The sequence below is a fragment of the Lysobacter cavernae genome, from assembly GCF_042648505.1.
Taxonomy (GTDB): Bacteria; Pseudomonadota; Gammaproteobacteria; order Xanthomonadales; family Xanthomonadaceae; genus Lysobacter_L; species Lysobacter_L cavernae.
Genome location: NZ_JBHRXK010000002.1, coordinates 365,402 through 391,820 on the forward strand (window position 1 = coordinate 365,402; position 26,419 = coordinate 391,820).

General features: G+C 68.3%; 25 protein-coding genes. 13 read left to right on the plus strand and 12 right to left on the minus strand.

Annotation, left to right across the window (positions count from 1 at the left end):
• Window positions 1-435: 435 nt before the first annotated feature.
• Window positions 436-1,233, minus strand: coding sequence for a bifunctional demethylmenaquinone methyltransferase/2-methoxy-6-polyprenyl-1,4-benzoquinol methylase UbiE (gene ubiE, locus ACFOLC_RS05975; protein ID WP_386758311.1), 798 nt, complete (start codon window positions 1,231-1,233; stop codon window positions 436-438).
• A gap of 109 nt (window positions 1,234-1,342) precedes the next feature.
• Between ubiE and ACFOLC_RS05980 the strand changes: the two genes are divergently transcribed.
• The 7 genes from ACFOLC_RS05980 (at window position 1,343) to ACFOLC_RS06010 (ending at window position 7,517) form a co-directional block, all read left to right on the plus strand.
• Window positions 1,343-3,028 carry an MFS transporter gene (locus ACFOLC_RS05980; protein ID WP_386758312.1) on the plus strand — a complete coding sequence of 562 codons (1,686 nt, stop codon included), beginning with the start codon at window positions 1,343-1,345 and terminating at the stop codon, window positions 3,026-3,028.
• Entirely contained in the window at window positions 3,025-4,122 is a 1,098-nt protein-coding gene (locus ACFOLC_RS05985; protein ID WP_386758313.1) for an HlyD family secretion protein, read from the plus strand. The genes ACFOLC_RS05980 and ACFOLC_RS05985 overlap by 4 nt, the downstream gene beginning before the upstream one ends.
• A 21-nt stretch (window positions 4,123-4,143) precedes the next feature.
• The gene (locus ACFOLC_RS05990) at window positions 4,144-4,641 is read left to right on the plus strand and encodes a GNAT family N-acetyltransferase (RefSeq protein ID WP_386758314.1); all 498 of its coding nucleotides are present in this window, start codon (window positions 4,144-4,146) and stop codon (window positions 4,639-4,641) included.
• On the plus strand, window positions 4,638-5,096 hold the full coding sequence (locus ACFOLC_RS05995; RefSeq protein WP_386758315.1) for a nucleoside deaminase: 459 nt from the start codon (window positions 4,638-4,640) through the stop codon (window positions 5,094-5,096). The genes ACFOLC_RS05990 and ACFOLC_RS05995 overlap by 4 nt, the downstream gene beginning before the upstream one ends.
• A gap of 74 nt (window positions 5,097-5,170) precedes the next feature.
• On the plus strand, window positions 5,171-5,890 hold the full coding sequence (locus tag ACFOLC_RS06000) for an AraC family transcriptional regulator (protein WP_386758316.1): 720 nt from the start codon (window positions 5,171-5,173) through the stop codon (window positions 5,888-5,890).
• A 42-nt stretch (window positions 5,891-5,932) separates the two neighbouring features.
• Window positions 5,933-7,027 (plus strand): hypothetical protein, encoded by a 1,095-nt coding sequence (locus ACFOLC_RS06005; RefSeq protein ID WP_386758317.1) that lies wholly within the window; start codon window positions 5,933-5,935, stop codon window positions 7,025-7,027.
• Between the two features lie 43 nt (window positions 7,028-7,070).
• Complete coding sequence (locus tag ACFOLC_RS06010) at window positions 7,071-7,517, plus strand: OsmC family protein (RefSeq protein ID WP_386758318.1); 447 nt, start codon at window positions 7,071-7,073, stop codon at window positions 7,515-7,517.
• Between the two features lie 192 nt (window positions 7,518-7,709).
• Here the strand turns inward: ACFOLC_RS06010 and hslU are convergent, their stop codons facing one another.
• The 11 genes from hslU to ACFOLC_RS06065 form a co-directional block, all read right to left on the minus strand.
• The gene (gene hslU / locus ACFOLC_RS06015) at window positions 7,710-9,107 is read right to left on the minus strand and encodes an ATP-dependent protease ATPase subunit HslU (RefSeq protein ID WP_386758319.1); all 1,398 of its coding nucleotides are present in this window, start codon (window positions 9,105-9,107) and stop codon (window positions 7,710-7,712) included.
• 83 nt (window positions 9,108-9,190) lie between these two features.
• A complete protein-coding gene (gene hslV / locus ACFOLC_RS06020) occupies window positions 9,191-9,742 on the minus strand; it encodes an ATP-dependent protease subunit HslV (RefSeq protein ID WP_386758320.1) in 552 nt (183 codons plus the stop codon).
• Between the two features lie 500 nt (window positions 9,743-10,242).
• Window positions 10,243-11,070: a tyrosine recombinase XerC gene (gene xerC / locus ACFOLC_RS06025; protein WP_386758553.1), complete on the minus strand. Its 828-nt coding sequence runs from the start codon at window positions 11,068-11,070 to the stop codon at window positions 10,243-10,245.
• Window positions 11,071-11,176: 106 nt separating this feature from the next.
• Complete coding sequence (locus ACFOLC_RS06030) at window positions 11,177-11,851, minus strand: DUF484 family protein (RefSeq protein ID WP_386758321.1); 675 nt, start codon at window positions 11,849-11,851, stop codon at window positions 11,177-11,179.
• A complete protein-coding gene (dapF, locus tag ACFOLC_RS06035; protein ID WP_386758322.1) occupies window positions 11,844-12,722 on the minus strand; it encodes a diaminopimelate epimerase in 879 nt (292 codons plus the stop codon). Before dapF ends, ACFOLC_RS06030 begins: the two co-directional genes overlap by 8 nt.
• Window positions 12,715-12,966, minus strand: coding sequence for an LPS translocon maturation chaperone LptM (gene lptM / locus ACFOLC_RS06040; protein WP_386758323.1), 252 nt, complete (start codon window positions 12,964-12,966; stop codon window positions 12,715-12,717). The genes dapF and lptM overlap by 8 nt, the downstream gene beginning before the upstream one ends.
• Window positions 12,967-13,006: 40 nt before the next feature.
• A complete protein-coding gene (locus ACFOLC_RS06045) occupies window positions 13,007-13,453 on the minus strand; it encodes a YbaN family protein (RefSeq protein WP_386758324.1) in 447 nt (148 codons plus the stop codon).
• 134 nt (window positions 13,454-13,587) lie between these two features.
• Window positions 13,588-15,681 (minus strand): S9 family peptidase, encoded by a 2,094-nt coding sequence (locus ACFOLC_RS06050; protein WP_386758554.1) that lies wholly within the window; start codon window positions 15,679-15,681, stop codon window positions 13,588-13,590.
• A gap of 192 nt (window positions 15,682-15,873) precedes the next feature.
• The gene (locus tag ACFOLC_RS06055) at window positions 15,874-18,021 is read right to left on the minus strand and encodes a prolyl oligopeptidase family serine peptidase (RefSeq protein ID WP_386758325.1); all 2,148 of its coding nucleotides are present in this window, start codon (window positions 18,019-18,021) and stop codon (window positions 15,874-15,876) included.
• 217 nt (window positions 18,022-18,238) lie between these two features.
• The gene (locus tag ACFOLC_RS06060; protein ID WP_386758326.1) at window positions 18,239-18,565 is read right to left on the minus strand and encodes a hypothetical protein; all 327 of its coding nucleotides are present in this window, start codon (window positions 18,563-18,565) and stop codon (window positions 18,239-18,241) included.
• 93 nt (window positions 18,566-18,658) lie between these two features.
• On the minus strand, window positions 18,659-19,627 hold the full coding sequence (locus ACFOLC_RS06065) for a helix-turn-helix transcriptional regulator (RefSeq protein ID WP_386758555.1): 969 nt from the start codon (window positions 19,625-19,627) through the stop codon (window positions 18,659-18,661).
• Window positions 19,628-19,815: 188 nt separating this feature from the next.
• Here ACFOLC_RS06065 and ACFOLC_RS06070 point away from each other — a divergent pair, with 188 nt between their 5' ends.
• The 6 genes from ACFOLC_RS06070 (at window position 19,816) to ACFOLC_RS06095 (ending at window position 26,402) form a co-directional block, all read left to right on the plus strand.
• Window positions 19,816-20,394 (plus strand): hypothetical protein, encoded by a 579-nt coding sequence (locus ACFOLC_RS06070; protein ID WP_386758327.1) that lies wholly within the window; start codon window positions 19,816-19,818, stop codon window positions 20,392-20,394.
• 131 nt (window positions 20,395-20,525) lie between these two features.
• Window positions 20,526-23,498, plus strand: coding sequence for a molybdopterin oxidoreductase family protein (locus tag ACFOLC_RS06075; protein WP_386758328.1), 2,973 nt, complete (start codon window positions 20,526-20,528; stop codon window positions 23,496-23,498).
• Complete coding sequence (locus tag ACFOLC_RS06080) at window positions 23,495-23,698, plus strand: hypothetical protein (protein WP_386758329.1); 204 nt, start codon at window positions 23,495-23,497, stop codon at window positions 23,696-23,698. The genes ACFOLC_RS06075 and ACFOLC_RS06080 overlap by 4 nt, the downstream gene beginning before the upstream one ends.
• Entirely contained in the window at window positions 23,695-24,540 is an 846-nt protein-coding gene (locus ACFOLC_RS06085) for a 4Fe-4S dicluster domain-containing protein (RefSeq protein WP_386758330.1), read from the plus strand. The genes ACFOLC_RS06080 and ACFOLC_RS06085 overlap by 4 nt, the downstream gene beginning before the upstream one ends.
• A 103-nt stretch (window positions 24,541-24,643) precedes the next feature.
• Window positions 24,644-25,621 (plus strand): dimethyl sulfoxide reductase anchor subunit family protein, encoded by a 978-nt coding sequence (locus ACFOLC_RS06090; RefSeq protein ID WP_386758331.1) that lies wholly within the window; start codon window positions 24,644-24,646, stop codon window positions 25,619-25,621.
• Window positions 25,622-25,739: 118 nt separating this feature from the next.
• The gene (locus ACFOLC_RS06095; protein ID WP_386758332.1) at window positions 25,740-26,402 is read left to right on the plus strand and encodes a DUF481 domain-containing protein; all 663 of its coding nucleotides are present in this window, start codon (window positions 25,740-25,742) and stop codon (window positions 26,400-26,402) included.
• The last annotated feature ends 17 nt before the right edge of the window (window positions 26,403-26,419 follow it).

A 26,419-nucleotide genomic window follows, 5' to 3' on the forward strand; every position in this document is an offset into this window, starting at 1 on the left:
CGCAGCAAATGCAAGACCCGAAGGGCGGCGCGCATGGGGTGAAGGCGCGTGCTTGCGAGCCACTGGCTCGCGCGCGTCTGAACGCCCACGCGTTAGCGTGGACCGGTCTTTGGCTGCGTAAGCAGCCAAAGTGCGCCGTTTTCCGACCGAGCCATGGATGGCGAGTCGGAAAGTCCCCGTAGCAGTGAATCCTTAGGTTTGCCCTGTCGAGGAAGGCCGTTTCTTTGGTTACTTTCGACCGGAGGAAGTCCTCTTCGGATCTTTGGGCCAAAAGAAAAGTGACCCGCGGTTTTAGACGCGGAAGCTGTTGATCTTCAGGTAACGCCAAGCACCTCCGCTCATGACGAACGGTGCAACCGGCCTGAAAAGCAAACTTCCCTGGATCCCCGCCTGCGCGGGGATGACGGCACTGGTGGGCTGATCAGCTGAGAACGATCAGACCTTGTAGCCGGTATGGATCGCCACGATCCCACCCGACAGGTTCTTGTAGTCGCAACGCGCAAACCCCGCCGCCTGCATCATCGACTTCAACTCCTCCTGCGGCGGGTGCTTGCGGATGCTCTCGGCCAGGTACTGGTAGCTGTCGGCGTCGCCGGCGAACAGCTTGCCGAGTTTGGGCAGCACGTTGAACGAGTGGAAGTCGTAGATCGGCTTGAACCAGTCGGCCTTGACCTGCGAGAACTCCAGCACGCGCGCCTGCCCGCCGACCTTGAGCACGCGCTGCATCTCGCGCAGCGCCGCGTCCTTGTCGGTGACGTTGCGCAGGCCGAACGCGATCGTGACCAGGTCGAAGCTGGCGTCCGGGAACGGCAGCTTCTCGGCGTTCATCTGCACGTACTCGAAACCGCCGACCTTGCCCATGTCGGTCATGCGGTCGCGGCCGACGCGCAGCATCGCACCGTTGATGTCGCCCAGCACGATGCAACCTTGATCCCGCGCATCCTGAGCTTGTCGAAGGACGCGGTCGCGCAGCAACAGGGCGATGTCACCGGTGCCACCGGCCAGGTCGAGCACGCGATCGCCGCGCTTCACCTGCGCAGTGGCGACGAAGTAGCGCTTCCAGACGCGGTGGACACCCAGCGACATCAGGTCGTTCATCAGGTCGTACTTGCTGGCGACCGAGGAGAACACCTGCCCGACCAGTTTCTGCTTGTCGCCGGTGGGAACGTCGCGGAACCCGAAGTGGGTGGTGCCGGACGGGCGGTCGTGCGGGTTGGGGCTGGATGCGCTCATGCGGCGATTATCGCACCGTGCGTGCGACAATTCGCGGCGCCCACGCCGTCCACGGGCGCCGCGCCGGACATCGCGCCCACAGCGCGCGCCGAGGAGGACCACCGCGCCGATGAGCCGCTACGCACCGCGCGAATGGTTGCCGCACGAGCGGCCGGCGATACCGGGTTCGCCATCGACCCCGCTGCATTCGGCGCGCCGCCGGCTGGCCTTCTTCGCCGTCGGCCTGGTCGTGGCGCTCACCGGCGGCCTCGGCAACGCCCTGGTCACCGCCAACCTGGTCAACCTGCAGGGCGCGGTCGGCGCGACCTCGGCCGAGATCGCCTGGTTGCCGGCGGCCTACGTGATGACCAACGTGTCGGTGAACCTGTTCCTGGTGAAGTTCCGCCAGCAGTTCGGCCTGCGCCTGTTCACCGAGGCCTTCCTCGCCCTGTACGCACTGGTCACCTTCGCGCACCTGTTCGTCAATGACCTGGGCTCGGCGATCGCGGTGCGCGCCGCGCACGGCATCGCCGGCGCGGCGCTGAGCACGCTCGGCCTGTACTACACCATGCAGGCCTTCCCGGCCGCGCATCGCCTGCGCGGGCTGGTGGTTGGCATCGGCGTGGCGCAGCTGGCGCTGCCGCTGGCGCGGATCTTCTCGGCCGAGCTGCTCGAATTCGGCGAATGGCGCGGCCTGTACCTGCTCGAATTCGGCGAATGGCGCGGCCTGTACCTGTTCGAACTCGGCCTGGCGCTGCTGGCGCTGGGCGGCGTGCTGATGCTCAAGTTGCCGCCGAGCGATCGCATGAAGGTGTTCGAGAAGCTCGACTTCCTCACCTTCACCCTGTTCGCGCCCGGCATCGCCCTGCTGTGCGCGGTGCTGTCGCTGGGCCGCATCGACTGGTGGCTGGAGGCGCCGTGGATCGGCTGGGCGCTGGCCGGTTCGATCGTATTGCTGGTGGCGGCGTTCGCACTGGAGCACTTCCGCGCCAACCCGCTGATCAACACGCGCTGGCTGGCCAGCGGCGCGATGATCCGGCTGGGCGTGGCGGTGCTGCTGATCCGCATCGCGTTGTCGGAACAGAGCACCGGCGCGATCGGCTTCCTGCAGGCGCTGGGGTTCACCAACGACCAGATGCACGGCTTGTTCGCGATGGTGTTGCTGGGCTGCGTCGCCGGCATTGTCGCCAGTGCGCTCACCATCACCCCCAACCGGATGATCGTGCCGTCCGTCATCGCCCTGGCCTGCATCGCCACCGGCGCGCTGCTCGACGCGCATTCCACCCACCTCACCCGCCCCGCCGACATGCTGGTGAGCCAGTTCCTGATCGGCTTCGGCAGCACGTTCTTCCTCGGTCCGGCGATGGTGTCGGGGATCGGCCAGGTCATCGCCCAGCCGCGCAACCTGATCACCTTCGTGGTGCTGTTCGGCATGGCACAGAACCTGGGCGGGCTGTTCGGCACCGCGGCGCTGGGCACGTTCCAGACGGTGCGCGAGAAGTACCACTCCAGCCAGCTGGTCGAGCACCTGACCCTGCTCGATCCGCAGGTCGCCGCACGCGTGCAGGCCGGCGCCTCCGCCTACGCCCCCGTCATCACCGACCCGGCGTTGCGCAACGCCCAGGGCGTGCGCGCGCTGGGCGCGACGGCTTCACGCGAAGCCAACGTGCTGGCCTACAACGATGTCTTCCTGGCGATCGCCGTGATCGCGTTGCTGACCATGGCGTGGATGCTGGTCCATCGCCTGCGCCTGCGACGGCGCGATCGGCTCGCCGCACGCCCCGCCCCTGCCCAGGCCACCTCGTCCGCCCCATGAACAACCCCGCTCCCGCCGATGCCACGCCCGCAGTTTCCGCGGCCCGCAACCGTCGTCGCCGCTGGCAGATGGCCGGCTTCGCCGCGGTCGCGTTGGCCGGCGCGTTGATCGTGCTCTACGCCTGGCACCTGCCGCCGTTCCGCAGCGCCATCCAGAGCACCGAAAACGCGACCGTGCGCGGCCAGGTCACGATCATCGCGCCGCAACTGGGCGGCTATGTCACTGCGGTGCCGGTGCAGGATTTCCAGCACGTCACACGCGGCCAGCTGCTGGTGCAGATCGACGACCGCATCTACCGCCAGCGGCTGGAACAGGCGCAGGCACAGCTGCAGAGCCAACAGGCCGCACTGGCCAATGCGCAGCAGCAGGCGCGCAGCGCGCAGGCCGGCGTCAGCCAGAACCAGGCCGAGATCACCAACGCCCGCGCCCAGGCCACGCGCACCGCCGCCGACCTGCGGCGCATCGAGCGCCTGGCCGCGCAGCAGCTGCTGTCGCAGGCCGACCGCGACCAGGCCCGGGCCGCGCACACGCAGGCCACCGCCGCGGTCGCCCAGGCCGAAGCCGGTCTGGAGATCGCGCGCCAGAACGTGCAGACCGTCGCGGTCAATCACGGCGCGCTGGAAGCGGCCGTCGCCAACGCGCAGGCCGCGATCCGGCTGGCGCAGATCGATCTGGACAACACCCGCATCCGCGCGCCGCGCAATGGCCAGCTCGGCCAGGTGACCGTGCGCCTGGGCGCCTACGTCAACCCCGGCACGCAGCTGATGGCGCTGGTGCCGCAACGGATGTGGGTGGTGGCGAACATGAAGGAAACGCAGATGGCCCGCGTGCGCATCGGCCAGCCGGTGTCGTTCACCGTCGACGCGCTCGGCGGTGCGAAGCTGCGCGGCCGGGTCGAGGAGATTTCACCGGCCACCGGCTCGGAGTTCAGCGTGCTGCCGGCCGACAATGCCACCGGCAACTTCGTCAAGATCGCGCAGCGCATCCCGGTGAAGGTCGCGATCGACCGCGGCCAGCCGCTCGCCGCGCGCCTGCACCCAGGCATGTCGGTGGTGGTGCGCATCGATACCGAGGCCAAGCCCGACACGCGCTGAGCGCGCTGGCATGATGCGCACATGACCGCATCGCCACCCGATGTCCGCTGGCAGGCCCGCCTGTTCCGCGAGATCGACACCGACACGCTGTACGCGCTACTGAAACTGCGCGCGGAAGTGTTCGTGATCGAGCAGCAGTGCGTTTACCTCGACCCCGACGGCAAGGACCGCCACCCGCAGGCCGTGCACCTGTTCGGCCTCGCCGACGACGGCGCGCTGGCGGCGTACCTGCGCATCCTGCCGGCGGGGCTGAGCTACCCGCAGGTCAGCTTTGGCCGCGTGCTGACGGCACCGGCGTACCGCGGTCTCGGGCTCGGCGATCCGATGCTGCGCGCGGCACTGGCCGACATCGCCGCCCGCTGGCCCGGCAGCGACGTGCAGATCGGCGCGCAGGCGCACCTGCAGGACTTCTACGGCCGCCACGGCTTCGTGCCGTCGTCCAAGCCTTACCTCGAGGACGGCATTGCGCACCTGGACATGCTGCGCCGCGCCGCCCCCACCCACGAGATTTCCGAATGACGATCGTCACGCCCGACTACCGCGCCCTGCTCGCCACCGCCGTCAACGAGGCTAGCCAGGGGCTGGCCGAAGGCGGCATCCCGATCGGTGCGGCGCTGTACCGCGACGACGGCACCCTGCTCGGTTGCGGCCACAACCGCCGCATCCAGGAAGACGACCCGTCCGTGCACGGTGAGACCGACGCCTTCCGCAAGGCCGGCCGCCAGCGCCGCTACCGCGACACCATCATGGTCACCACCCTCGCCCCGTGCTGGTACTGCAGCGGCCTGGTGCGCCAGTTCAACATCGGCACGGTGGTGGTCGGCGAGTCGGTCAACTTCCGCGGCGGCATCGACTGGCTGCGCGAGAACGGTGTCAAGGTGATCGACCTGGAAGACGGCGAATGCGTGCAGATGCTCGGCGACTACATCGCCGCGCATCCGGACGTGTGGAACGAGGACATCGGCGAGGACTGAGTCCGCGCGGAGCGCACGCGGGTACATGACTTCCGTCGCATGACCGCGCGCGCCATCCGGCACACGATCGCCACATGCCCGACCCCAGCGGTTATGAAGCTTGCGGTTACGAAACCCGCCACGATGCCGGCGATGCCCTGCACATGCACCGGCATGGCCAGGCCTATGCCGCGCTGGTGCTGGAGGGCCACTACATCGAGACCAGCGTCGACGGCCCGATCGAATGCGCGCCCGGCACGCTGCTGCTGCACCCGCGTTATCACGCCCACGGCAACCGCTTCGGCCGTCACGGTGCCCGCGTGGTCAACCTGCTGCTTCCCGACGACATCGCTTCGACTGCGTTGCGCGCACTGCAGGTGCCACAGCTGGCCGAAGCGGCGGCGGTATTCCGCCACGGCGCGCACGACCTGCGCGCGCTGATCGATGCCTCGCAGGCCGCCCCCATTGCGACGCTGCAGGATTGGCAGTCCGCCTTCCTCGATGAACTGCAGCACGGCGACGCACCGATCCAACGCATCGCCCGCCACGCCGGCGTCTCCAGCGAGCACGCCAGCCGCACCTTCCTGCGCAGCCACGGCATGTCGCCGCAAGTACTGCGGCGCGAGCTGCGCTGCCGCCAGGCGCTGTCGCTGCTGGCCGGCAGCGAATCGCTGGTCGACATCGCCGCGCGCAGCGGTTTCGCCGACCAGAGCCATCTGACCCGCACCGTGCGCGCGGCGACCGGCCTGCCGCCGTCGCGGCTGCGGCGGCAGATCAATTGCGTTCAAGACCGCGACGTCGCGGCGATGCGCTAATGACGGCAACGGCGGCACCGTGACCGCCCAGGACTCGTCCCCATGCGCACCGCATCCCGCACCACCCGCCTGCTGCCGTTGACACTCGCCCTGTGGCTGGCCGCGGCGGCCGTGGTCGCCGCACCGGCCACGCCCGCCGCCGCGCCCAAGTCCGATCCCGCCGCCACCGCGGCCATCGCCGAATCCGCCGGCGTCCTGCTGCAGGGCGACAGCCAGCGCGCGATCGTGCTGCTGGAGCAGGCGCCGGCAACCGGCTTCGTCGGGGCGGACGCGGACTACCGCACGTGTGTGATCGACCGTTTCCGCAGCACGACCCCGGTCAACGACCTCAGCGCCGTCAGCGAGCCGTGGGTGCGCGAGGCGCTGCGCCTCTACCAGGACTACTGGTGGCAGTCGCTGCAGGCGCCGGCGCAGCGTTCGACGCAGGAGGTCGCGTTGTTCCGGCAGTTGCAGACCCACCTCGGCAAAGCCGGCTCCGCCGCCACCGACCTGGACAGCCTGGAGCCGCTGCTGCAGCAGGCGCTGCTCGAACGCGGCTACCACGCCCAGCTCGGCCGCACCCTGCCGCTGCGCGACCTGATGCTGTGGCACACGCAGACCACGCGCTATTACGACGTCGAGCTGCCGGAAGGCCAGCACCGCGCCCGCGTCGAACTGCTTGACGACTTCGCCAGCCGCGGCTGGGGCTCGTACGCGCGCTGCGGCCGCGGCGGCGCCGCCGGCTGGGCCACCGCCGAGGCGCTGTACGCGGTGGTGCCGGCCTATGTCGATGGGCTCGACAGCGAGGCGTTCCGGGTGGTGTTCCTCGGCCACGAAACCCAGCACTTCGCCGACCAGAACGCCTATCCCGGCATCACACCGTGGGAGCTGGAATACCGCGCCAAGCTCGTTGAACTGGTGCAGGCGCGCGAGGTCAGCGGCAAGCGCCTGGGCTACATGATCACCGCGCAGGGCGACGACATGGACTCGCCGCACACCTATGCCAACAAGCGCGTCGTCGCTGACTTGACCGCGCGGTTGGGCAAGGCGCCGGACGCGGTGAGCATCGACGAATTGCAGGTGGTCGCGCGCGAACTGCTGCTCGACGACACGCGTCGGCGCAAGACCTCGCCGTCCAACGGCTCTGTCGCCAATTAACGTCCCTGTGGCATGGTGGCGGCCTCCCACACAGGCCGCCACCATGTCCGAGCACATCGCCTCGATCCGCTGGAACCGCAACGGCCAGCCCTTCGACTACGAGCACTACCCGCGCGACCACGAAGTGGCCTTTGACAACGGCAATACGATGAAGGGCTCGGCCGCACCGGCCTACTTCGGAAGCGCCGACGGTGTCGACCCGGAGGAAATGCTGGTCGCCGCGCTGTCGTCATGCCACATGCTGACGCTGTTGGCGATCGCGGCGAAAAAGAGCTGGGTGGTCGACCGCTACGAGGACGACGCAGTCGGCACGCTCGCCAAGAACGAGGACGGCCGGATGATGGTCACGCACGTCACGCTGCGGCCGCGCATCGCCTTCGCCGGCAAGGCACCCGATGCGGCCGAGCTGGAACGCCTGCACGAATCAGCGCACCGCAACTGCTTCATCGCCAACTCGGTGAAGACCGCCGTGCGCGTGGAAGCGCGCTGAACCACGACGTACTGATACGGCCTGAATTTTGTTCCATGTAGGGGCGACTTCAGCCGCGAGCCTTTCGCGTGTGCGCGGGCATCCACTAAAAGCTCGCGGCTGAAGCCGCTCCTGCAACGACTGGCCTGAGGGCCGGATCAACCTCCCAGCCTTCGAACCCTTCTCCACCCGAGGAGAAGGAACGGCGTGGCCTCAGAGGATGTAGCGGCTCAGGTCCGGATCCTGCACCAGCTCGCCCAGGTGCGCGTCGACATAGGCGCGATCAATGCCGACCGCCTGGCCACCGCGATCGGGGGCTTCGTAACTCAAGGTGTCGAGCAGGCGCTCGAGCACGGTATGCAGGCGGCGCGCGCCGATGTTCTCCTGGCGCTCGTTGACCTGCGCCGCGATCTCGGCGAGGCGATCGACGGCATCGGGCGTGAACGCCACCGCGACACCCTCGGTCTTGAGCAGCTCGATGTACTGCGTGATCAGCGCGGCCTTGGGCTCGGTGAGGATGCGGACGAAGTCGTCCTTGTTCAGCGCCGAGAGTTCCACCCGGATCGGGAAACGGCCCTGCAGCTCGGGGATCAGGTCGCTGGGCCTGGCCAGGTGGAACGCACCGGAAGCAATGAACAGGATGTGGTCGGTCTTGACCGCACCGTACTTGGTGCTCACGGTCGAACCTTCCACCAGCGGCAGCAGGTCGCGTTGCACGCCCTCGCGGCTGACATCGCCGCCGCCGACGTTCTCTCCGCGCTTGGCGACCTTGTCGATCTCGTCGATGAAGACGATCCCGTGCTGTTCGCAGGCTTCGATCGCGGCCTCGCGCACCTCGTCCTCGTTGACCAGCTTGCCGGCTTCATCTTCGGTCAGCTGCGCACGCGCGGCCTTGATCGCCAGTGTCTTCTTGTGGGTCTTGGCACCGGCCACCTGCGAGAACATCTGCCGCAGTTGCTGGCCCATCTCTTCCATGCCCGGCGGCGCCATGATGTCGACGCCGACGTTGAGCGCGGTCTCGATCTCGATCTCACGCTCGTCGAGGGCACCGCTGCGCAGTTGTTTGCGCAGCTTGGCGCGGGTCTCGTTGTCGGCCGATGCGCTCTGCGCCGATGGCTCGTCCTTCGCCGCCTCCGCGACGTTGAAGCCGAACGAGGTGGCCGTACCGGTGCGACGCGGCAGCAAGGCGTCGAGGATGCGTTCCTCGGCGCGCTCCTCGGCCTGGGTGCGCACGCGCTGCTTGGCCTGCTCGCGGTACAGCTTGACCGCGGTGTCGGCCAGGTCGCGCACGATCTGCTCGACGTCCTTGCCGACGTAACCGACCTCGGTGAAGCGCGTGGCCTCGACCTTGACGAACGGCGCGTTGGCCAGCGTGGCCAGGCGCCGCGCGATCTCGGTCTTGCCGACGCCGGTCGGGCCGATCATCAGGATGTTCTTCGGCATCACCTCGTTGCGCAGCTCATCACTGAGCTGCATGCGCCGCCAGCGGTTGCGCAGCGCAATCGCGACCGCGCGCTTGGCCGCGTGCTGGCCGACGATGTGGCGGTCGAGCTCCTGCACGATCTCGCGCGGGGTCATGGTGGCGTGACTGGTGTCGGGCTTGATGGACATGGAAGGTGCTTCTCGTAGGAGCGGCTTCAGCCGCGATCACGACGGGGAATGTGTTGCTGGAGCCTTCGCGGCTGAAGCCGCTCCTACAGTTCTTCAACCACGACATTGCGGTTGGTGTAGATGCACACGTCGCCGGCGATGTTGATCGCCTCGGTGGCGATGGTGCGGGCGTCTAGTTGCGTGTGTGCGATCAATGCGCGCGCCGCCGACAGCGCGTACATGCCGCCCGAACCGATCGCAATGATGCCGTCCTCCGGCTCGATCACGTCGCCGGTGCCGCTGATGATCAGCGAGGTCTCGCGGTCGGCCACGGCGAGCAACGCTTCGAGTTTGCCGAGGCGGCGCTCTGTGCGCCAATCCTTGGCCAGCTCGACCGCGGCACGGGTCAGTTGCCCGTGCTTTTCGAGCTTGGCCTCGAACAGCTCGAACAGGGTGAATGCATCGGCGGCGGCGCCGGCGAAACCGGCGATCACCTGGCTGTCGCGGCCCAACCGGCGCACCTTGCGCGCGTTGGCCTTCATCACGGTGTTGCCGAGCGTGACCTGGCCGTCACCGGCGACGGCTACGCGACCGTCGCGGCGCACCGAGACGATGGTGGTGGCGTGGAATACGTTGGGGTTCTGGCTCGGGTCCATGCGACCTCCGGGGGTGTCCAGGACGAAGTGGGGCCGGCCCGGGCGGCTTCAAGGCCGTAGTTGGCGGCCTACCCGCCCACCCTCCGACGTCGGGCGCTACGCACCTACGCTCAGGGCGAACGGGAATAGATTGGCTTGAGCTTTGGGCTTTTTGAGCTTTCGACAGCCCACCACCTCTCTAGACCCGAAGGGCGGCGTGCAGGATGCACGCCGTTTTCCGACCGAGCCATGGATGGCGAGTCGGAAAATCCCGATACGCGTTCCCGTTCGTGGGGCTGATTTGTCGAGGGAGGCCGTTTCTTTTGGTTACTTTTCTTTGGGCCAGCAAAGAAAAGTAACCCGGCCGCCTTTAGGCGGACGGAAGCTGTGGCTGTTGCTTGTTCCAAACATCAAGACAACAGCAACGCCCCTGGATCCCCGCCTTCGCGGGGATGACGAGCAACAGCAAAAAAACGACGCGCGGCTGCATCATCGACGCCAACAACGCCAACAAAACCGTTCTACGGTTTACGTTTCGCGCGCGGATGCGCCGCGTCGTACACCTTGGCCAGGTGCTGGTAATCCAGATGCGTATAGATCTGTGTCGTGGCGATGTCGGCGTGGCCGAGCAGCTCCTGCACGCCACGCAGGTCGCCGGACGACTCGAGGATGTGGCTGGCGAATGAATGCCGCAGCAGGTGCGGATGCACTCGCTTGAACAGCCCCTGCCGCTGCGCCAGAAGGCGCAGGCGCAATTGCACCGCGCGCGGCGTGATCGGACCGCCGCCACGACCGGGAAATACCGGCGCATCGCCGTCGGCCCCGGTGGATGTTCGCCAATCGGTTAGCGCTGTGCGTGCGTGCGAACCCAGCGGCACGCTGCGCTGCTTGCTGCCCTTGCCGAGTACGGTGACCAAACCGTCGGACAGGTCGAGATCACGCCAGCGCAGGCCGCACAGCTCGCTCAGGCGCAGGCCGGATGAATAGAACAACTCCAGCAGCGCGCGATCGCGCAGGCCCAGCGGCGCATCGATCGGCACCTCGACCAGCACCTTGGCCTCGTCGGGATCGAGCACCTGCGGCAGCTTGCGCGACGCCTTGGGCGAACGGATCGCCGCGGCCGGGCTTGCACTCAGGCGGCCCTGCCGAACCAGCCAGGCATAGAAGCTGCGGCACGCCGACAGCCGGCGCTGCAGGCTCTTGGGCGACAGGCCGCGACGGTGCTCGGCAGCGACGAAGGCACGCAGCTGCTCGGCGTGCAGCGCGCCGACATCGAGGCCCTGTGTGTGCGACCAGCCGGCCAGTGCGGCCAGATCACGGCGATAGGCGTCGAGCGTGTGCGCCGACATGCGCCGCTCGACTGCGAGGTGCGCGAGGTAGTCGTCGATGGCGGCGACTGGTGCTACCACGTCATCCCGCTGCGTGCCGGCATGACGCGATGGCGCGGGAGTGCGGTTAGCGCTCATACCTCGTCAGCGCCGTTGCCAGCGACTCACCCATCATGCGCAGGAACAGCGTGCCCATGCCCGGGAAGAAACGGTTGGCATCGCGACTGCCAATCGCGACCAGGCCGACACCCGGCAACGGCAGCAGCGCAGTCGATTGCACGTCCTCGGCGCGCATTGCGTACAGCAGCGAGTGTTTCTCCGGCTGCAGGCGCCCGCACAGCGGCTCGCCATCGGCCAGGCAGTCGCGGAACGGCTGCAGGCGCGCGTCGTCCGGTGCGATCACCTGCAGCCAGTCGGCATCGTCGAGGCCGGCGACCGGGTGAAACATCACCAGTCGTATCAGGTCGCCATTGAAGTCTTCGGCCAGACTCGCTGTCATCGCCCGCAGGGTGTCGGCAGCGCTGTTCTGGCGCATCAAGGCAAGCGTGAGCTGGTGCGTGCGCACGCTCAGGCGCTCGTTCTCCTGGGCGTTGCCGAACAGCTCGTGCAGGCGGCGCGACAGCTCGCGGTTCTTGTCACGCAGCACTTCCAGCTGGTAACTGGCCAGCGACGCCGCCGGGCCTTCATCGCGCGGCACCACCAGGCTCAACGCCAAGTCCGGGAACTGCTGCAGAAAGCGCGGATGCCGGCGCAGCCAAGCGGCGATTTCGTGTGCGCTCAGCTTTTCTTGGGTCTCACTCATGCGTCCACTCTCCTTCGAACACGAAGGCCGTCGGGCCGGCCATCGCCAGCGGCGCGTCGTCCGCTGGCCAGGAAATCCGCAGTTCGCCACCGGGCAACATCACGCTGACGTCGCGGTCGACGCGACCGCGCCGGATCAGCACCGCCGCCGCGGCGCAGGCGCCGCTGCCGCAGGCCTGGGTCTCGCCGACGCCGCGCTCGTACACGCGCAGGCGGATGCGCTGGCGCGACTCGACCTGGGCGAAGCCGACATTGACCGATTCGGGAAACGCCGCGTGCGACTGCAACACCGGCGCCACGGTCTCGACCGGCGCGGCGGTGATGTCGTCGACCTCGATCACCGCGTGCGGGTTGCCCATCGACACCGCGCCGAAGGTGAACACCGCGTCGTTGTGGTCGAGCACGTATTCGTCCTGGGCGCCGACAAAGCCGCGCAACGGGATCCGCGCAGGCGCGAACACCGGCGTGCCCATGACGATGCGGTAGTGGCCGTCGCCGAGGGCGGTCACCGCGTGCAAACCGACCGGGCTGTCGAGCAGGAAGCTCCGATCAAAGGCAGTTCCATCACCGGCCGCGCCATCGCGCACCAGCCATGCGGCGATACAGCGCGCGCCGTTGCCGCATTGCTGCGACGACGAGCCGTCGGCGTTCCAGATGCGGTAGCTGGCGACGGCTCCGTCGCTGCGCGGGGCCTCGACGGTCAGGATCTGGTCGCAGCCGACGCCGCGGTGGCGATCGGCGAGTGCCCGGCACAGCGCCGGAACGGGCGGAGTCGCACCGTCGCGCAGGTCGAGCACGACGAAATCGTTGCCGGCACCGTGCATCTTGCTGAAATGCATGCGAGTGGCGTCCGCGCGCGCGGCTTCAGTCATTCCCGTCGCCATCGGCCGGTGGCGGAACCGGCTCGACCGGGGTGTCGGCGTCGGTGGCGGCCGGCGTGTCGCTGCTCGGCGGCACGGCATCGGCCGGTGCCGCGGGCTCGGCCGGCAGTGTCGCCGGATCGACCGGAATGGGCTTGGGCGGCAGGACCAGCGGGCCCTTGTTACCGCAACCGGCCAGTGCCAGCGGCAGGGCCAGCAGCAGCGCGAAGGGGATCAAGGCAAGGCGTGCATTCATGGCCGCAGTGTAGCCCGCGGCACTGCGCGAAACGAAGCCGTCAGCGTGGCGGTTCAGGTCGCGCCCACAGCCAGATCGCGACCACGCTCATGATCGCGGTGCCGGTCGCGGCCATCCAGGGTTTCGGTGCGGTCAGGAACATGATCACCGCGCACGCGGCCATGGTCGTCACGGCCAGCCACTTGGCGCGGCGGCTGACTGCGCCGTGCGCCTGCCAGTCGCGGATCATCGGCCCGAACTGGCGGTGCGCAAGCAAGCGGGCGTGCAGGCGCTGCGAGCCGCGCGCGGCAGCGAACGCCGACAGCAGCACGAACGGCACCGTGGGCAGCCCGGGCACCACGATCCCGACGATGCCCAGGCCCAGGCTGGCATAGGCCAGCAACCACCAGGCCCAGCGGAAGCGGCTTTTGCCCTTTGCCCCGTTTGCGAGGGAAGGCGGGGATGGGGGCGTGGCGGGACTGGACGAATCTGGCTGCGGCTTGGACATGGGGTTTCGTGCTTGTCATTCCCGCGAAGGCGGCTCCGCTTTACCTCAGCGGAGCTGAGCATCCATGGACGTGACGGGGCCTGCAAGCAACGCCCATGGATCCCCGCCTTCGCGGGGATGACGGTGGCCTTCCGTTATTGGCGCGAAGCGTCAGCCAGCCCCAACTGGTCGAGCATGAACGCGTACATCTCCGACAACTCGCGGTAACGGCGGAAGCGACCGGACTTGCCGCCGTGGCCGGCGTCCATGTTGGTGCGGAACACGATCGGCTGCTGGCCGGCATCGAGGTCGCGCAGGCGGGCGACGTACTTGGCCGGCTCCCAGTACTGCACCTGCGAATCCCACAGGCCGGTACCGATGAACATCGCCGGATAAGCCTGCTTCGACAGGTTGTCGTAGGGCGAGTACGACAGCATGTAGTCGTAGTAGTCCTTCTTCTCGGGGTTGCCCCACTCGTCGTACTCGTTGGTGGTCAGCGGGATGCTGGCATCGAGCATGGTGGTGACCACGTCGACGAACGGCACCTGCGACAGGATCACCCGGTAATCGCCGGGCGCCATGTTACTGATCGCGCCCATCAACAGGCCGCCAGCGCTGCCACCGTAGGCGGCGACGCGGTCCTTGGCGGCGTAGCCCTGCTTGACCAGGGTGTCGGTGACGTCGATGAAGTCGGTGAAAGTGTTCTTCTTGTGGAACAGCTTGCCGTCGTCGTACCACTTGCGGCCCATTTCCTGACCGCCGCGGATGTGGGCAATGGCGTAGACCATGCCGCGATCGAGCAGGCTCACCACCGGGCCGTTGAAGCGCGGATCGGTCGAGCTGCCGTAGCTGCCATAGGCGTACTGCAACATCGCCGCCTGGCCGTTCTTCGCAAAGCCCTTCCTGTAGACCAGCGACACCGGCACCTTGGCGCCGTCGCGTGCGGTCGCCCACACGCGTTCGGTAACGTACTTGTCCGGGTCGTAGCCGAGCACCGGCTCGCGCTTGAGCAGCTTGCGCTCGCCGGTGTCGACATTGACCTCGTAGGTGGTGCCCGGGGTGGTCAACGAGGTGTAGCTGTAGCGCAGCCACGGCGTGTCATGCTCGGAGTTGACCGACAGGCCCATCGCGTAAGCCGGCTCGTCGGCCTTGACGAATTCTTCCTTGCCGTCCTGCTTGAGCAGGCGCAGGCGCTCCAACCCATTCGAGCGCTCGGCCACGGCGGTGAAACCGTCGAACAGCTCGAAGCCTTCGATGAAGACATCGTCGCGGTGCGGCACCCACTCCTGCCACTGCTTGCGCGAGCTCGCGTCGCTCGGCGCGGTCATCAGCTTGAAGTTCTTCGCGCCGCCTTCGTTGGTGCGGATCACCCAGCGGCCGTCGAGGTGGTCGGCCTGGTACTCGACGTCGCGCTCGCGCGGTGCCAGCACGACGAATTTGTCGGGATTGGCCGCCGGCGCGCAGCGCATCTCGCTGGACACGGTGCTCTCGACGCCGATGCAGAGGTAGCGGTCGTCGCGCGAGCGGTCGATGCCCATGTAGAAGCTGTCGTCCTTCTCCTCGTACACCAGCACGTCCTGTGACGCGGGCGTGCCGAGCACGTGCTTCTTGACGCGCACGGTGAGCAGGGTTTCCGGGTCGTTCTCGACGTAGAACAGCGTGCGGTTGTCGTCGGCCCAGACCAGGTTGGGCGACACGCCGGTGATCTCGTCGCTGTAGACCTCGCCCGTCTCCAGGTTCTTGAAGCGGATGACGTACTGGCGGCGGCCCACGGCGTCATCGGCCCAGGCCAGCACCTTGTTGTCCTGGCTCACCTCCCAGTCGCCGACGCTGAAGTAGTCCTTGCCCTTGGCCATCACGTTGACGTCGAGCAGCACCTGCTCCGGCGCCTCCATGCTGCCGCTGCGGCGGGCGTAGATCGGGTAGTCCTGACCGGCCTCGAAACGGCTGTAGTACCAGTGGCCGCGCTCGCGGTACGGCACCGAGCTGTCGTCCTGCTTGATGCGGCTGACGATCTCCTCGTACAGCGTGTTCTCCAGCGGCTTGAGCGGCGCCATCACCGCATCGGCGTAGGCGTTCTCGGCGTTGAGGTACGCCAGCATCTCCTTGTTCTCGCGCTTGTCGTCGCGCAGCCAGTAGTACTCGTCCTCGCGCTGTGCGCCGTGCGGGGCCTTGACGGCATGCGGTTTCTTGGTCGCGTCGGGCGGGGTGGCCGCGGTGGCGGCGAAAGACGGCATGGACGTGGTCATGATCAAGGCGGCCGAGAGCAGGAGAGAGGTCGATTTCATAGATGGGTCCGGTTGTGGACAGCGCAATGGGGCGGCCGACACCCTCTCCCTGGCCGCTTCGCGGCCTGTCCCTCTCCCACAAGGGAGAGGGAGGCCCACCTCTCCCCTTGCGGGAGAGGTCGCTGCGCAAAGCGCGGCGGGAGAGGGGTGCTACTACTCGCTCAACTCATTCCACAGGAAGGTAAACGCCAGCGCACTCATGTGCGCCGCCTGGGCATTGTTGGCCGAGCCGCCGTGCCCGCCCTCGATGTTCTCGTAGTAACGCACGTCCTTGCCGGCTTCGAGCATCTTCGCCGCCATCTTGCGCGCGTGACCCGGGTGGACGCGGTCATCACGGGTGGAGGTCATGAAGATCACCGGCGGGTAGTCGCGCTGCGCGTTGAACAGGTGGTATGGCGAGAACGTGCGGATGAACTCCCAGTCGGCCGTGTCCGGATCGCCGTACTCGGCCATCCACGAGGCGCCGGCCAGCAGGTGGCTGTAGCGCTTCATGTCGAGCAGCGGCACCTGCACCACGACCGCACCGAACAGGTCCGGGTACTGGGTCAGCATGTTGCCGGTGAGCAGGCCGCCGTTGCTGCCGCCCTGGATGCCCAGATGCTCCTTCGAGGTGATCTTGCGCGCGACCAGATCCTGCGCGACCGCGGCGAAGTCCTCGTAGGCCTTGTGGCGATTGGCCTTGAGCGCAGCCTGGTGCCAGCGCGGGCCGTACTCGCCGCCGCCGCGGATGTTGGCGACCGCGTACACGCCGCCCTTCTCCAGCCAGCCCTTGCCGACGCTGCCCGAATACGCCGGCGTCAGCGAGATCTCGAAGCCACCGTAGCCGTACAGCAGGGTCGGCGCCTTGCCGTCGAGCTTGAGGTCCTTGCGCCGCACCAGGAAGTACGGCACGCGGGTACCGTCCTTGGAGGTGGCGAAGTGCTGCTCGATGACGTTGCCGGTGCCGTCGAAGAACGCCGGCATGGTCTTGAGTACTTCAGGGCGCTTCCCGATCTGCGCCAGCGACAGCGTGGTCGGGGTCAGGTAGTCGGTGGCGGTCAGCCATACCGCATCGCTGTCGTCGGCGTCGACCGCGGCCACGCCGAGCGTGCCGAACGTCGGCGCACCGGTGAACTCGCTGCGCGGCCACTCGCCCTCGCCGGGAGTGAGCACGCTGAGGCGGTTCTTGACGTCGTCGAGGACGTTGAGCACCAGGTGGTTCTGGGTCCAGCTGAAGCCAGCCAGCGAGGTGCTGTCGCTCGGTGCGAACAGGGTGGTGAAGGCGCGCTTGCCGGCCATGAAGTCGTCAAACTTCGTCGCGATCAGGCTGCCGGCGGCGTAGGTCTGGCCGGCGGCGCCGTAGGGCTCGCGCAGCTCCAGCAGCAGCCACTGCTTGTGCACCGACTTGCTGGCCGAATTCGGCGCGTCGATCTTGATCAGCTTGCCGTCGCCGCCCCGCAGGTACAGCTCGTCGTTGTAGAACGCGAGCGTGCGGCTGACGAAGTCGCGCTCGAAACCCTTGGTGTGGTCGTGGCTGGCGGCGATGTACATGTCGGTCGGCTGGCCCTCGTAGACGGGCTTGGCATCGGCTAACGGTGTTGCGCGCTTCCATTCCTTGACGATGCGCGGGTAACCCGAGCTGGTCATCGAGCCGGCACCCGAGGCATCCTTTCCAAAATCGGTAAACACGTAAACCGTGTCGCGGTCGATCCACTGCAGGCCGCCCTTGGCCTCGGGCCGGAAGAAGCCGTCCTTGAGCCAGGTCTTGGTCGTCAGGTCGAACTCACGGGTGACGTCGGCGTCGGCGCCGCCGCGCGAGAGCGCGATCAGGCAGCGCGCGGGTTTTTCACCTTGGAGCTTGGGCTTCAAACAGTCGGCACCGTGCCAGACCCAGTTCTCGCCCTCGGTCTTGTTCAGCGCGTCGAGGTCGATCACGGTCTCCCACTGTGGCTTGTCCTTGCGGTACTCGGCCAGGGTGGTGCGGCGCCACAGCCCGCGCTCGTGCTGCTTGTCCTTCCAGAAGTTGTAGTAGTAGTCACCGATCTTCTCCACGCCGGGGATCTTGGCGTCGGAATCGAGGATCGCGCGGATGTCGGATTCGAGCTGCTTGAACTGCGGCGTGGTGGTGAGCTCGGCCTCGGACTTGGCGTTGTGCTGCTTGACCCAGGTCAGCGAGCGCTCGCCGGTGACGTCTTCGAGCCAGGCGTAGGGGTCGTCGGACACGTTCTTGGATTCCTTGGCGGGGGCGGCACCGGCGACCGACGCGGCGGCGAGGCCTGCGGTCAGCAACAAGGTGTGGCAGGCCTGCGACAGCGTGGGCATGGGCGCTCCGTGGGTGTGTAGGTTAAAAAAACAAACCCGAACGCTAGCACAGGCCACCGCCGCGGCCGCCGTGCCGAAGGTCAAGGCGTCCGTATCGCCCGCGTCGGCACTACCCGCGGGCGTGCGGGCCGTTGCTCTGCCCATTCTTTCGCCCGCCCATCGTCTGCGCGGCGCACCCGGTGCGGCGACTCACCCAAGCCGCAACCACCGCGGGCATTCAGGCCGCCTGCGGTTGCCGCCGCGGCACAGCCGGCAGCTTGCGCCGGCGCGCCTGCAAACCCGTCCGGCGCCGACGCGGCTGCGCTTGCTCGTGCCCACGTGCCGGCTCGTACGGCAGACGGAAACGGTGCAGCGCCCACCACGCGCTCAACGGCATCGCCAGCAACCACAGCGGCATCCAGCCGAAGGTGTCACTGAAGCCGCGCGCGGCCGGCACCAGCAGCACCAGCACGACGCCGATCGCCAGTGCGTAACGCGGTACATCGTCCAAGCCCGGTTCGGGGGCGGACGAGTCGGTGCGGGAACGCTGGGCGGCGGTGGTCATGGCGGTGGCTCCGAGGAGGGTGGTCGCCACCATCGCCGCGCCCCGTCTCAGAGGCTGCGACCTTGCGTCGCCGGCCGCGAAAGGCCGTGCGGCTCAGCCGTCGTAGTTGCTCAAGGCCAGCGACAGCACGCTGCGCGCCTGCTCGCGCAGGGACGCCGGCTCGATGATCTCGGCGTCGCTGCCGTAATGCATCACGTCCATCAGCAGCTCGCGGCCGGTGCTGTAGGGCACCTTCAGCTCGAAGCGGCCGTCGGCGAGGAAGCGGCCCTGCTGCTGCGAATGCCAGTGCTCGTCAGCGACCCAGCGCGCGGCCTTGGCGCTGAACACGATCGTCGCCCAGCCCTTGGGTTCGCCGGAGAAGATGCCGTAGCTGGAGGCCAGCTGGCGGTCGAGTTCCTCGTCGGGCACGTCGCGCGCCGGCTCGTCGAGCAGCCTGGCCGCGCTGATGCGGTCGACCGAGAAGCTGCGCAGCGCCTCGCGCTCGTGGTCCCAGGCGTCGAGGTACCAGTTCTCGCGGTAGTGGGTCAGCCGCTGCGGCGACACCGTGCGCCGCGTCTTCTCGTCGGTCGAGCGCGCGCGGTACTCGAAACTCAAGCGCTTGCGGTCGAGCACCGCGGTGGCGACGTTGCGGAACGAATGCTCGTCGAGCCTGCGCGTGCGATGCGGGATCACCCGCACCCGCTCGACCGGCACGCGACGGCCGCCGGCGTGTTCGTCGAGCAGCTTCTCGATGCGGTGCTGCAGCGGCGCCAGCGCGGTCGACAGCACGCCGCCACCGCTGCGCACCAGCAGTTGCTGGGCGGCGAGCAGCGAGTGCAGCTCCTCCGAACTCAGCCACAGCCCCGGCAACTCGAAGCGGTCGCTCTCGCTGTGGTCGTAGCGGAAGCCCGCCTCGCCGTTGCCGACCACCGGCGCCATCAGGTAGTCGCGCAGGTAGGCCAGGTCGCGGTAGACCGTGGCGCGCGAGCACTCCAGGTCCTCCTGCAGGCGCTGCACCGTCACCGGATAGCGGGCGGCGCTGAGGATGCGGTGCAGGGCGTGGATGCGTTCGATGCGTTCCATGGCGGCGCGGCTCGGGTCTTCAGCGGCAAGCATGACATCGGCGCCGCCCCGGCCGCCACTGCGCCTGCGGCCGTGCGGCCGGGACCACGGATGGGTTAACCACTCCCTAACCCGGCCCTGCGCACACTGCGCGCCGACGACGGCATGAGGTGGGCATGCGGGAGACAGGGAGGTTGCAGCGCGATCGCATGATCGCATCGGGAGTCGTGATACTGGTCCACGTCGCGCTGGGCGCGATCCTGGCGCGCCTGCTCCACGGCGCGGCCACGGCCGACGCCGCAGCCGATCCGCCACCGACCTACGTCGAGTTCATCCCGCGCCGCAGTCATGCCGGGAAGGCGACCTCGCCCATGCCACCATCGCCGCGACCGCCAACGCCGCGCATCGCGCGCGACACGCCGCTCGCACCGACGCCACCGACGGCCACCGCGGCCGACCCACCGCCGGCAAACAGGTCGCTGTCGGCCGTGCTGATCGGGCAGGCGCGGGATTGGGCCGAGCGGAAGGCGCGTGCGGAAGCCCTGCCCGTCGATCCGTTCGAGCGCCCCCATCGATTGCAGGGAGTACCCGCCGAGCGCTTCCACATGCGCGAGCCGTTGTCGGTGGCCAGCGTGGTCGACCGCATTGGCAGCGTATTCTATGCGCCCGGCAGCGAACGCGACCCCTGCCCGCGCAATCGCCAGCACATCGCCGCGCTGGCCACCGGCGGCGGCGAAAAAGCCCTGCAGCAGGAGATCGAATTCGAGCGCCGGCATTGCCGGCCGTAGGCAACGCTGAATAAGTGCCGTCATTCCCGCGAAGGCGGGAATGACGGGCAAAGGGGACTTGGTCAGCGTTGCCCTGGTTCCGTCGCCGCGGCGAGGTCGCGATGCGCCAGCCGGATGGGCACAATGACCGCATGCGCACGCCTGCTCCACCAGAGCCAGCCATCGACACCTCGCCCTCGCCCGGCGACGAGGTCAAGACCACCACCTGCTACATGTGCGCCTGCCGTTGCGGCATCAAGGTGTGGCTGCAGGACGGCGGGCCCCAGGGAAAGATGATCCGCTACATCCAGGGCAACCCCGAGCACCCGGTCAACCAGGGCGTGCTGTGCGCGAAGGGCTCGGCCGGGATCATGCAGCACTACTCACCGGCGCGGCTGAGCAAGCCGCTGCTGCGTGTGGGCGAGCGCGGCGCGGGCGAGTTCCGCGAGATCGAATGGGACGAGGCATTGCAGATCGCCACCGACTGGCTGGCGCCGATCCGCGAGCGCAATCCCGACGAGCTGGCGTTCTTCACCGGGCGCGATCAATCGCAGGCGCTGACCGGCTGGTGGGCGCAGCAGTTCGGCACGGTCAACTACGCCGCGCACGGCGGCTTCTGCTCGGTCAACATGGCCGCCGGCGGGCTGTACACGCTCGGTGGCAGCTTCTGGGAGTTCGGCGAACCCGACTGGGAGCACGCGCAGTACCTGATGCTGTGGGGCGTGGCCGAGGACCACGACTCCAACCCGATCAAACTCGGCCTGGGGAAGCTCAAGGAACGCGGCGCCAAGATCGTCGCGGTCAATCCGGTGCGCTCGGGCTACGGTGCGATCGCCGACGAGTGGATCGGCATCCGCCCCGGCACCGACGGCCTGTTCGCGTTCGCGCTGATCCACGAACTGCTCAAGGCTGACCGCATCGACCTCGATTACCTAGTGCGCTACACCAACGCGCACTGGCTGGTGGTGCGGAATCCGGGTGGCCCAGACGATGGCTTGTTCGCGCGCGATGCGGAAGGCAGACCGCTATGTGCTTTGCTCCCCTCTCCCTCCGGGCGAGGGGAGAGGGGCTTTGCGCCCGCCGACGCCACCGACATCTCACCCTCCGTTGTCGGCGAACACACCCTGCCCGACGGTCGCCGCGCGGTGCCGGTGTTCCACCTGATCGCCGAACGCTACCTCGACCCGCAGTATTCGCCCGATGCGGTCAGCGCGCGTTGCGGCATCCCCGCCGACACCATCCGCCGCATTGCCCGCGAGCTGGCGCAGGCCGCCTTCGACCACGCCATCGAACTGCCGATCGCGTGGACCGACGCGCACGGTCGCGAGCACGCGACGATGACCGGGCGACCGGTGGCGATGCACGCGATGCGTGGCATCAGCGCGCACAGCAACGGCTTCCACACCTGCCGCGCACTGCACCTGCTGCAATTGCTGCTCGGCGCGATCGACACGCCGGGCTCGTTCCGTTACCAGCCGCCGTTTCCCAAGCCGATCGCACCACCCAATCGCCCGGGCAAGACCCGCCAGGCCAACGGCGCGCTCGATGCCGCACCGCTCGGCTTCGTGCACGCACCCGAAGACCTGCTGGTCGACGCCGACGGCAATCCGCGCCGCATCGACCACGCGTTCTCGTGGGCTTACCCGCTGTCGGCGCACGGCATGATGCACACGGTCATCCGCAATGCCTGGGCCGGCGATCCGTACAAGATCGACACGCTCATGATGTTCATGGCCAACATGAGCTGGAACTCGGCGATGAACACCGGCCAGACCATCGGCTGGCTCACCGACAAGGACGCCAACGGCGAGTACAAGATTCCGCGCATCATCTATGCCGACGCCTACGCCTCGGAGATGATCGCCTACGCCGACCTGGTGCTGCCGGACACGACGTATCTTGAGCGCTTCGACGCGATCTCGATCCTCGACCGGCCGATTTCCGACGCCGACGGCGCCGCCGACGCGATCCGCCATCCGCTGCTCGATGCTGCACAGCAATCGCTGCATTCCGATGCACGGCCGCGCGACGTGCGCGGCTTCCAGAGCGTGCTGCTCGATCTCGGCGCGCGACTGGGGCTGCCCGGCATGGTCCTTGATGACGGCTCACCGAAGTACCACGACTACGCCGATTACATCGTCCACCACGAACGCGCGCCCGGCGTCGGCCTGCTCGCCGGCTGGCGCGGCGAACACGGCGAACTCGAAGCCAAGGGTCCGCCGAACCCGCAGCAGCTGCAGCGCTACATCGAGCACGGCGGCTTCTGGCGCAGCGAGCTTCCCGAGCACGCGCGCTATTACAAGATGGCCAACCGCGGCTACCTCGACTGGGCACAGCGCATGGGCTTTCTCGGCCACGCCGAACCGATCGTGCTGCAGCTGTACTCGGAGACCTTGCAGAAGTTCCGCCTCGCCGCGCAGGGGCACGGCCCGCTGCAGCCCCCCGCGGAGCACCGCGAACGCGTGGCGACCTACTTCGATCCGTTGCCGCTGTGGTACGAGCCGTTTGAGGGTGCGCAGGCGCAAGTGCGAAACTCCACGCCCGCCCCGAACCCTCATCCGCCCTACGGGCACCTTCTCCCGGGGGGAGAAGGAGAAAACCGGTTCCCGCTGTCCGCCGTCACCCAGCGGCCGATGTTCATGTATCACGCCTGGGGCGCGCAGAACGCGTGGCTGCGTCAGATCGCCACGCGCAACTGGCTGTACCTGCACCCCGACACCGGCGCCCGCTACGGCATCGACGATGAAGACTGGATCCACGTGAGTTCGCACCTCGGCACCATTACCGTGCAGGCCAAGTTTGCCGGCAACGTCCAGCCCGACACGGTGTGGACCTGGAACGCGATCGGCAAGCGCCGCGGTGCGTGGCGGCTCGACAAAGCCGCGCCCGAGGCCACACAGGGCTTCCTGCTCAACCACCTGATCAGCGACATCACGCCACGCGGCGACTACGCCAACGCCGACCCCGTCACCGGCCAGGCCGCCTGGTTTGACCTGCGCGTGCAGATCGCCAAGGCCGCGCCGGCCGCGCAGAGCCAACCGCAGTTCGCGCCGTTGCCGCTCGGCACCGCCGATAATGCGCCGCTGCGCTACGGCGCCGGTTTTCGCCGGGAGAGGCGCAAATGAAGTCTTCGCTGCGCCTGCTCGCCGGCTGGTTGTGTATCGGCCTCGGTCTGGCACTGATGGTGCTGCTCGGTCTCGGCGCCGACTTGCCCAGCGCCACCTCGCCCACCCCGATCCTGGTCGCCCTGCTGCCCAGCGTGAGCTTCGGCCTCGCCCTGTGCACGGTCGGTGCCTGGCTGATCGCCACCCGCAAACGCCCGTGACCGACCTGCCACCGCCATCGAAGAAGAAGCTGGGGCTGGTGATCGATCTCGACACCTGCGTCGGTTGCCACGCCTGCGCAGTCAGCTGCAAGGAATGGAACGCCGGCGGCTTCGCCGCGCCGCTGACCGACGAGCAGCCCTACGGCCGTGACCCGAGCGGTGTCTGGTTCAACCGCGTGCACAGCTACGAGATCGCGGCGACCGACTTCACCACGCCGGCGTTCGATCCGCACGCAACGACTTCAGCCGCCGACCGCAATCCGGGCAACGCCTGCACGTCCAGCCACAGCCTCGCGGCCGAAGCCGCGCAGCCGGCGATGACCCTGCACTTCCCGCGCTCGTGCCTGCACTGCGAGCAACCGGCCTGCGTCACCGTGTGCCCGACCGGCGCCAGCTACAAGCGCGCCAGCGATGGCATCGTCCTGGTCGACGAGGACAAATGCATCGGCTGCAAGCTGTGCTCCTGGGCCTGCCCGTACGGCGCACGCGAGTACAGCGCGGTCGAAGGCGTGATGAAGAAATGCACGCTGTGCATCGACCGCATCTACAACGAGCACCTCGACGAGGCCGAACGCCAGCCGGCGTGCGTGCAGGCCTGCCCGACCCGGGCGCGTCACTTCGGCGACCTCGGCGACCCCGAGTCGAGAGTGTCGAAGCTCGTCGCCGCGCGCGGCGGCGTCGACCTGATGCCACAGCTGGGCTACCGGCCGGTCAACCAGTACCTGCCGCCGCGGCCGCGCCGTGCCGCGCAGACGCCGGCCGCCGAGGCCCCGGCCGAACCCCTCGACACGACCGCGCTGCCGCCGGTGCTGCGCTGGCTCGACCGGGTGCTGTCGCGATGAACACTCCTTGTCGTCCCGAGCACAGCGAAGGACCTGCTTTCACGCTTCACCACGCACCGCTGGCACAGCAGGTCCCTCGCTGCACTCGGGACGACAAATAGACATGCATCCCGCCCTCTCCGTCATTTTTTTCACCGCGCTGTCGGGTGCAGGCTACGGCCTGCTCGCCTGGACCGGCCTGGCCATCGTGTCGATGCTCCTGTCCGGTGACCGACCGCAGCAAGGTGCCGTGCCCGCGATCTGGGGCGTGCTGATCCTCGTCGGCCTGGTGCTGGTCACGACCGGCCTGCTCAGCTCGGTGCTGCACCTGGGCAAACCCGGGCGCGCCTGGCGGGCGTTCTCGCAGTGGCGCAGCTCGTGGCTGTCGCGCGAGGGGGTGTTGGCGCTGGCGAGTTACGTGCCCGCCGTCGCGCTGCTCGCCCTGGTCGCCGCCGTCGCGTCCGGCCAGCCGCATGCGCTGCTGAACACCGCAGCGACGCCGCTATTGGCCGCGGCCATGCTGCTGCTGTCGCTGGCGACCGTCGTCTGCACCGCGATGATCTACGCCTCGCTCAAGCCGATCCCGGCCTGGCGCCATCGACTGGTCGTGCCCGGCTACCTCGCCTTTGCCCTGTTGACCGGCGGCCTGTTGTTCGCGGTGACCCTGGCGCTGGTCGGCGTGGACGCTGCCACCGTCCAGGCCTTGGCGGTGCCGATCGCGGCGGCCGCGGCGCTGGTCGCCGCGCTCAAGCTCGCCTACTGGCGCGCCATCGACCGCGAACCGTTGCCGGTCACGCGCGGCGACGCGCTGGGCCTGCCCGAGCGCACGCCGAGCGTGTTCGAGCGCCCGCACACCGAGCCCAACTACCTGACCCGCGAGATGGTGTTCGTACTCGCGCGCAAGCACGCGCGGCGGCTGCGTGCGATCGGCCTGGTCCTGTTCGGCGCGCTGCCGGTGCTGGCCGCGGCCCTGGCCTGGGCGCTGCCGGCCAGCGCGACGCTGGCCTTCGGCCTCGCCGCGGCGTCGGCACTGGCCGGCGCGTTGGTCGAGCGCTGGCTGTTTTTCGCCCAGGCCCGGCATCTGGTCAGCCTGTACTACTGAGCCACAGGCTGCGGCGCCGGTTTGCTGAACCGGGCATTCAGCGGGTCGCGAGCCCAGATTGGGTCTGTAACCGCTTCCATGGCATCATCCTGGCTGAGTCCACTGCCCATTCCCGACGATGTCCGGTGTCCTGGGGCTGGTCCTGCTCGGCAGCCCGTTCGTCACTCTGCCGTCGCCAGCAATGAATGGCGACCCGACGTTGATCGCGATCGCCAGCGATCCGGCGCAGATGCGGCTGTACTGCTTCTCGACCCGCTGCGGCGACGAGGAATGGCGCCTGGCCTTGGCGCAGCAGGCCACGCCGGCGCGCGCGCGCCACGACGGCCGCCGCTCGCTGCGGCTGCCCGGCAGCCAGCGCTACACCAACCTCAGCGCCCCGGCGACGCCGCGCGAGAGCCAGTCGCTGTACTCCAACGACTGGCGCATCGGCACGCGCTACCGCGTGCAGGCCCTGCGCGACGGCCCGACCCAGCTCGGCCTGCAGTTCGGTGCCGGCTACCGGCTGGCGCCGCTGCACGACGACGGCATCGGCCAGCCCGGCGCGGTGGTGCGCGGCGAGCTCAACTTCGGCCAGCGCATCGGCGAGCGCGCGCTGTGGACGCAACGCGTGCAGGTCGAGAGCGGTCGCGGCGACACCTTCGTCAAGCAGTCGGTCAGCCTGGACGTGAACCTGTGGCCGAACTGGACGCTGGAAAGCGACTTCGCCATCCGTCACGACTCGCGCAACGGCGGCGGCAGCGAGAGCGCGGAAAGTTCGATCGAGTTGCGGCGCCGGTTCTAACCCGGCAACAACCCGTC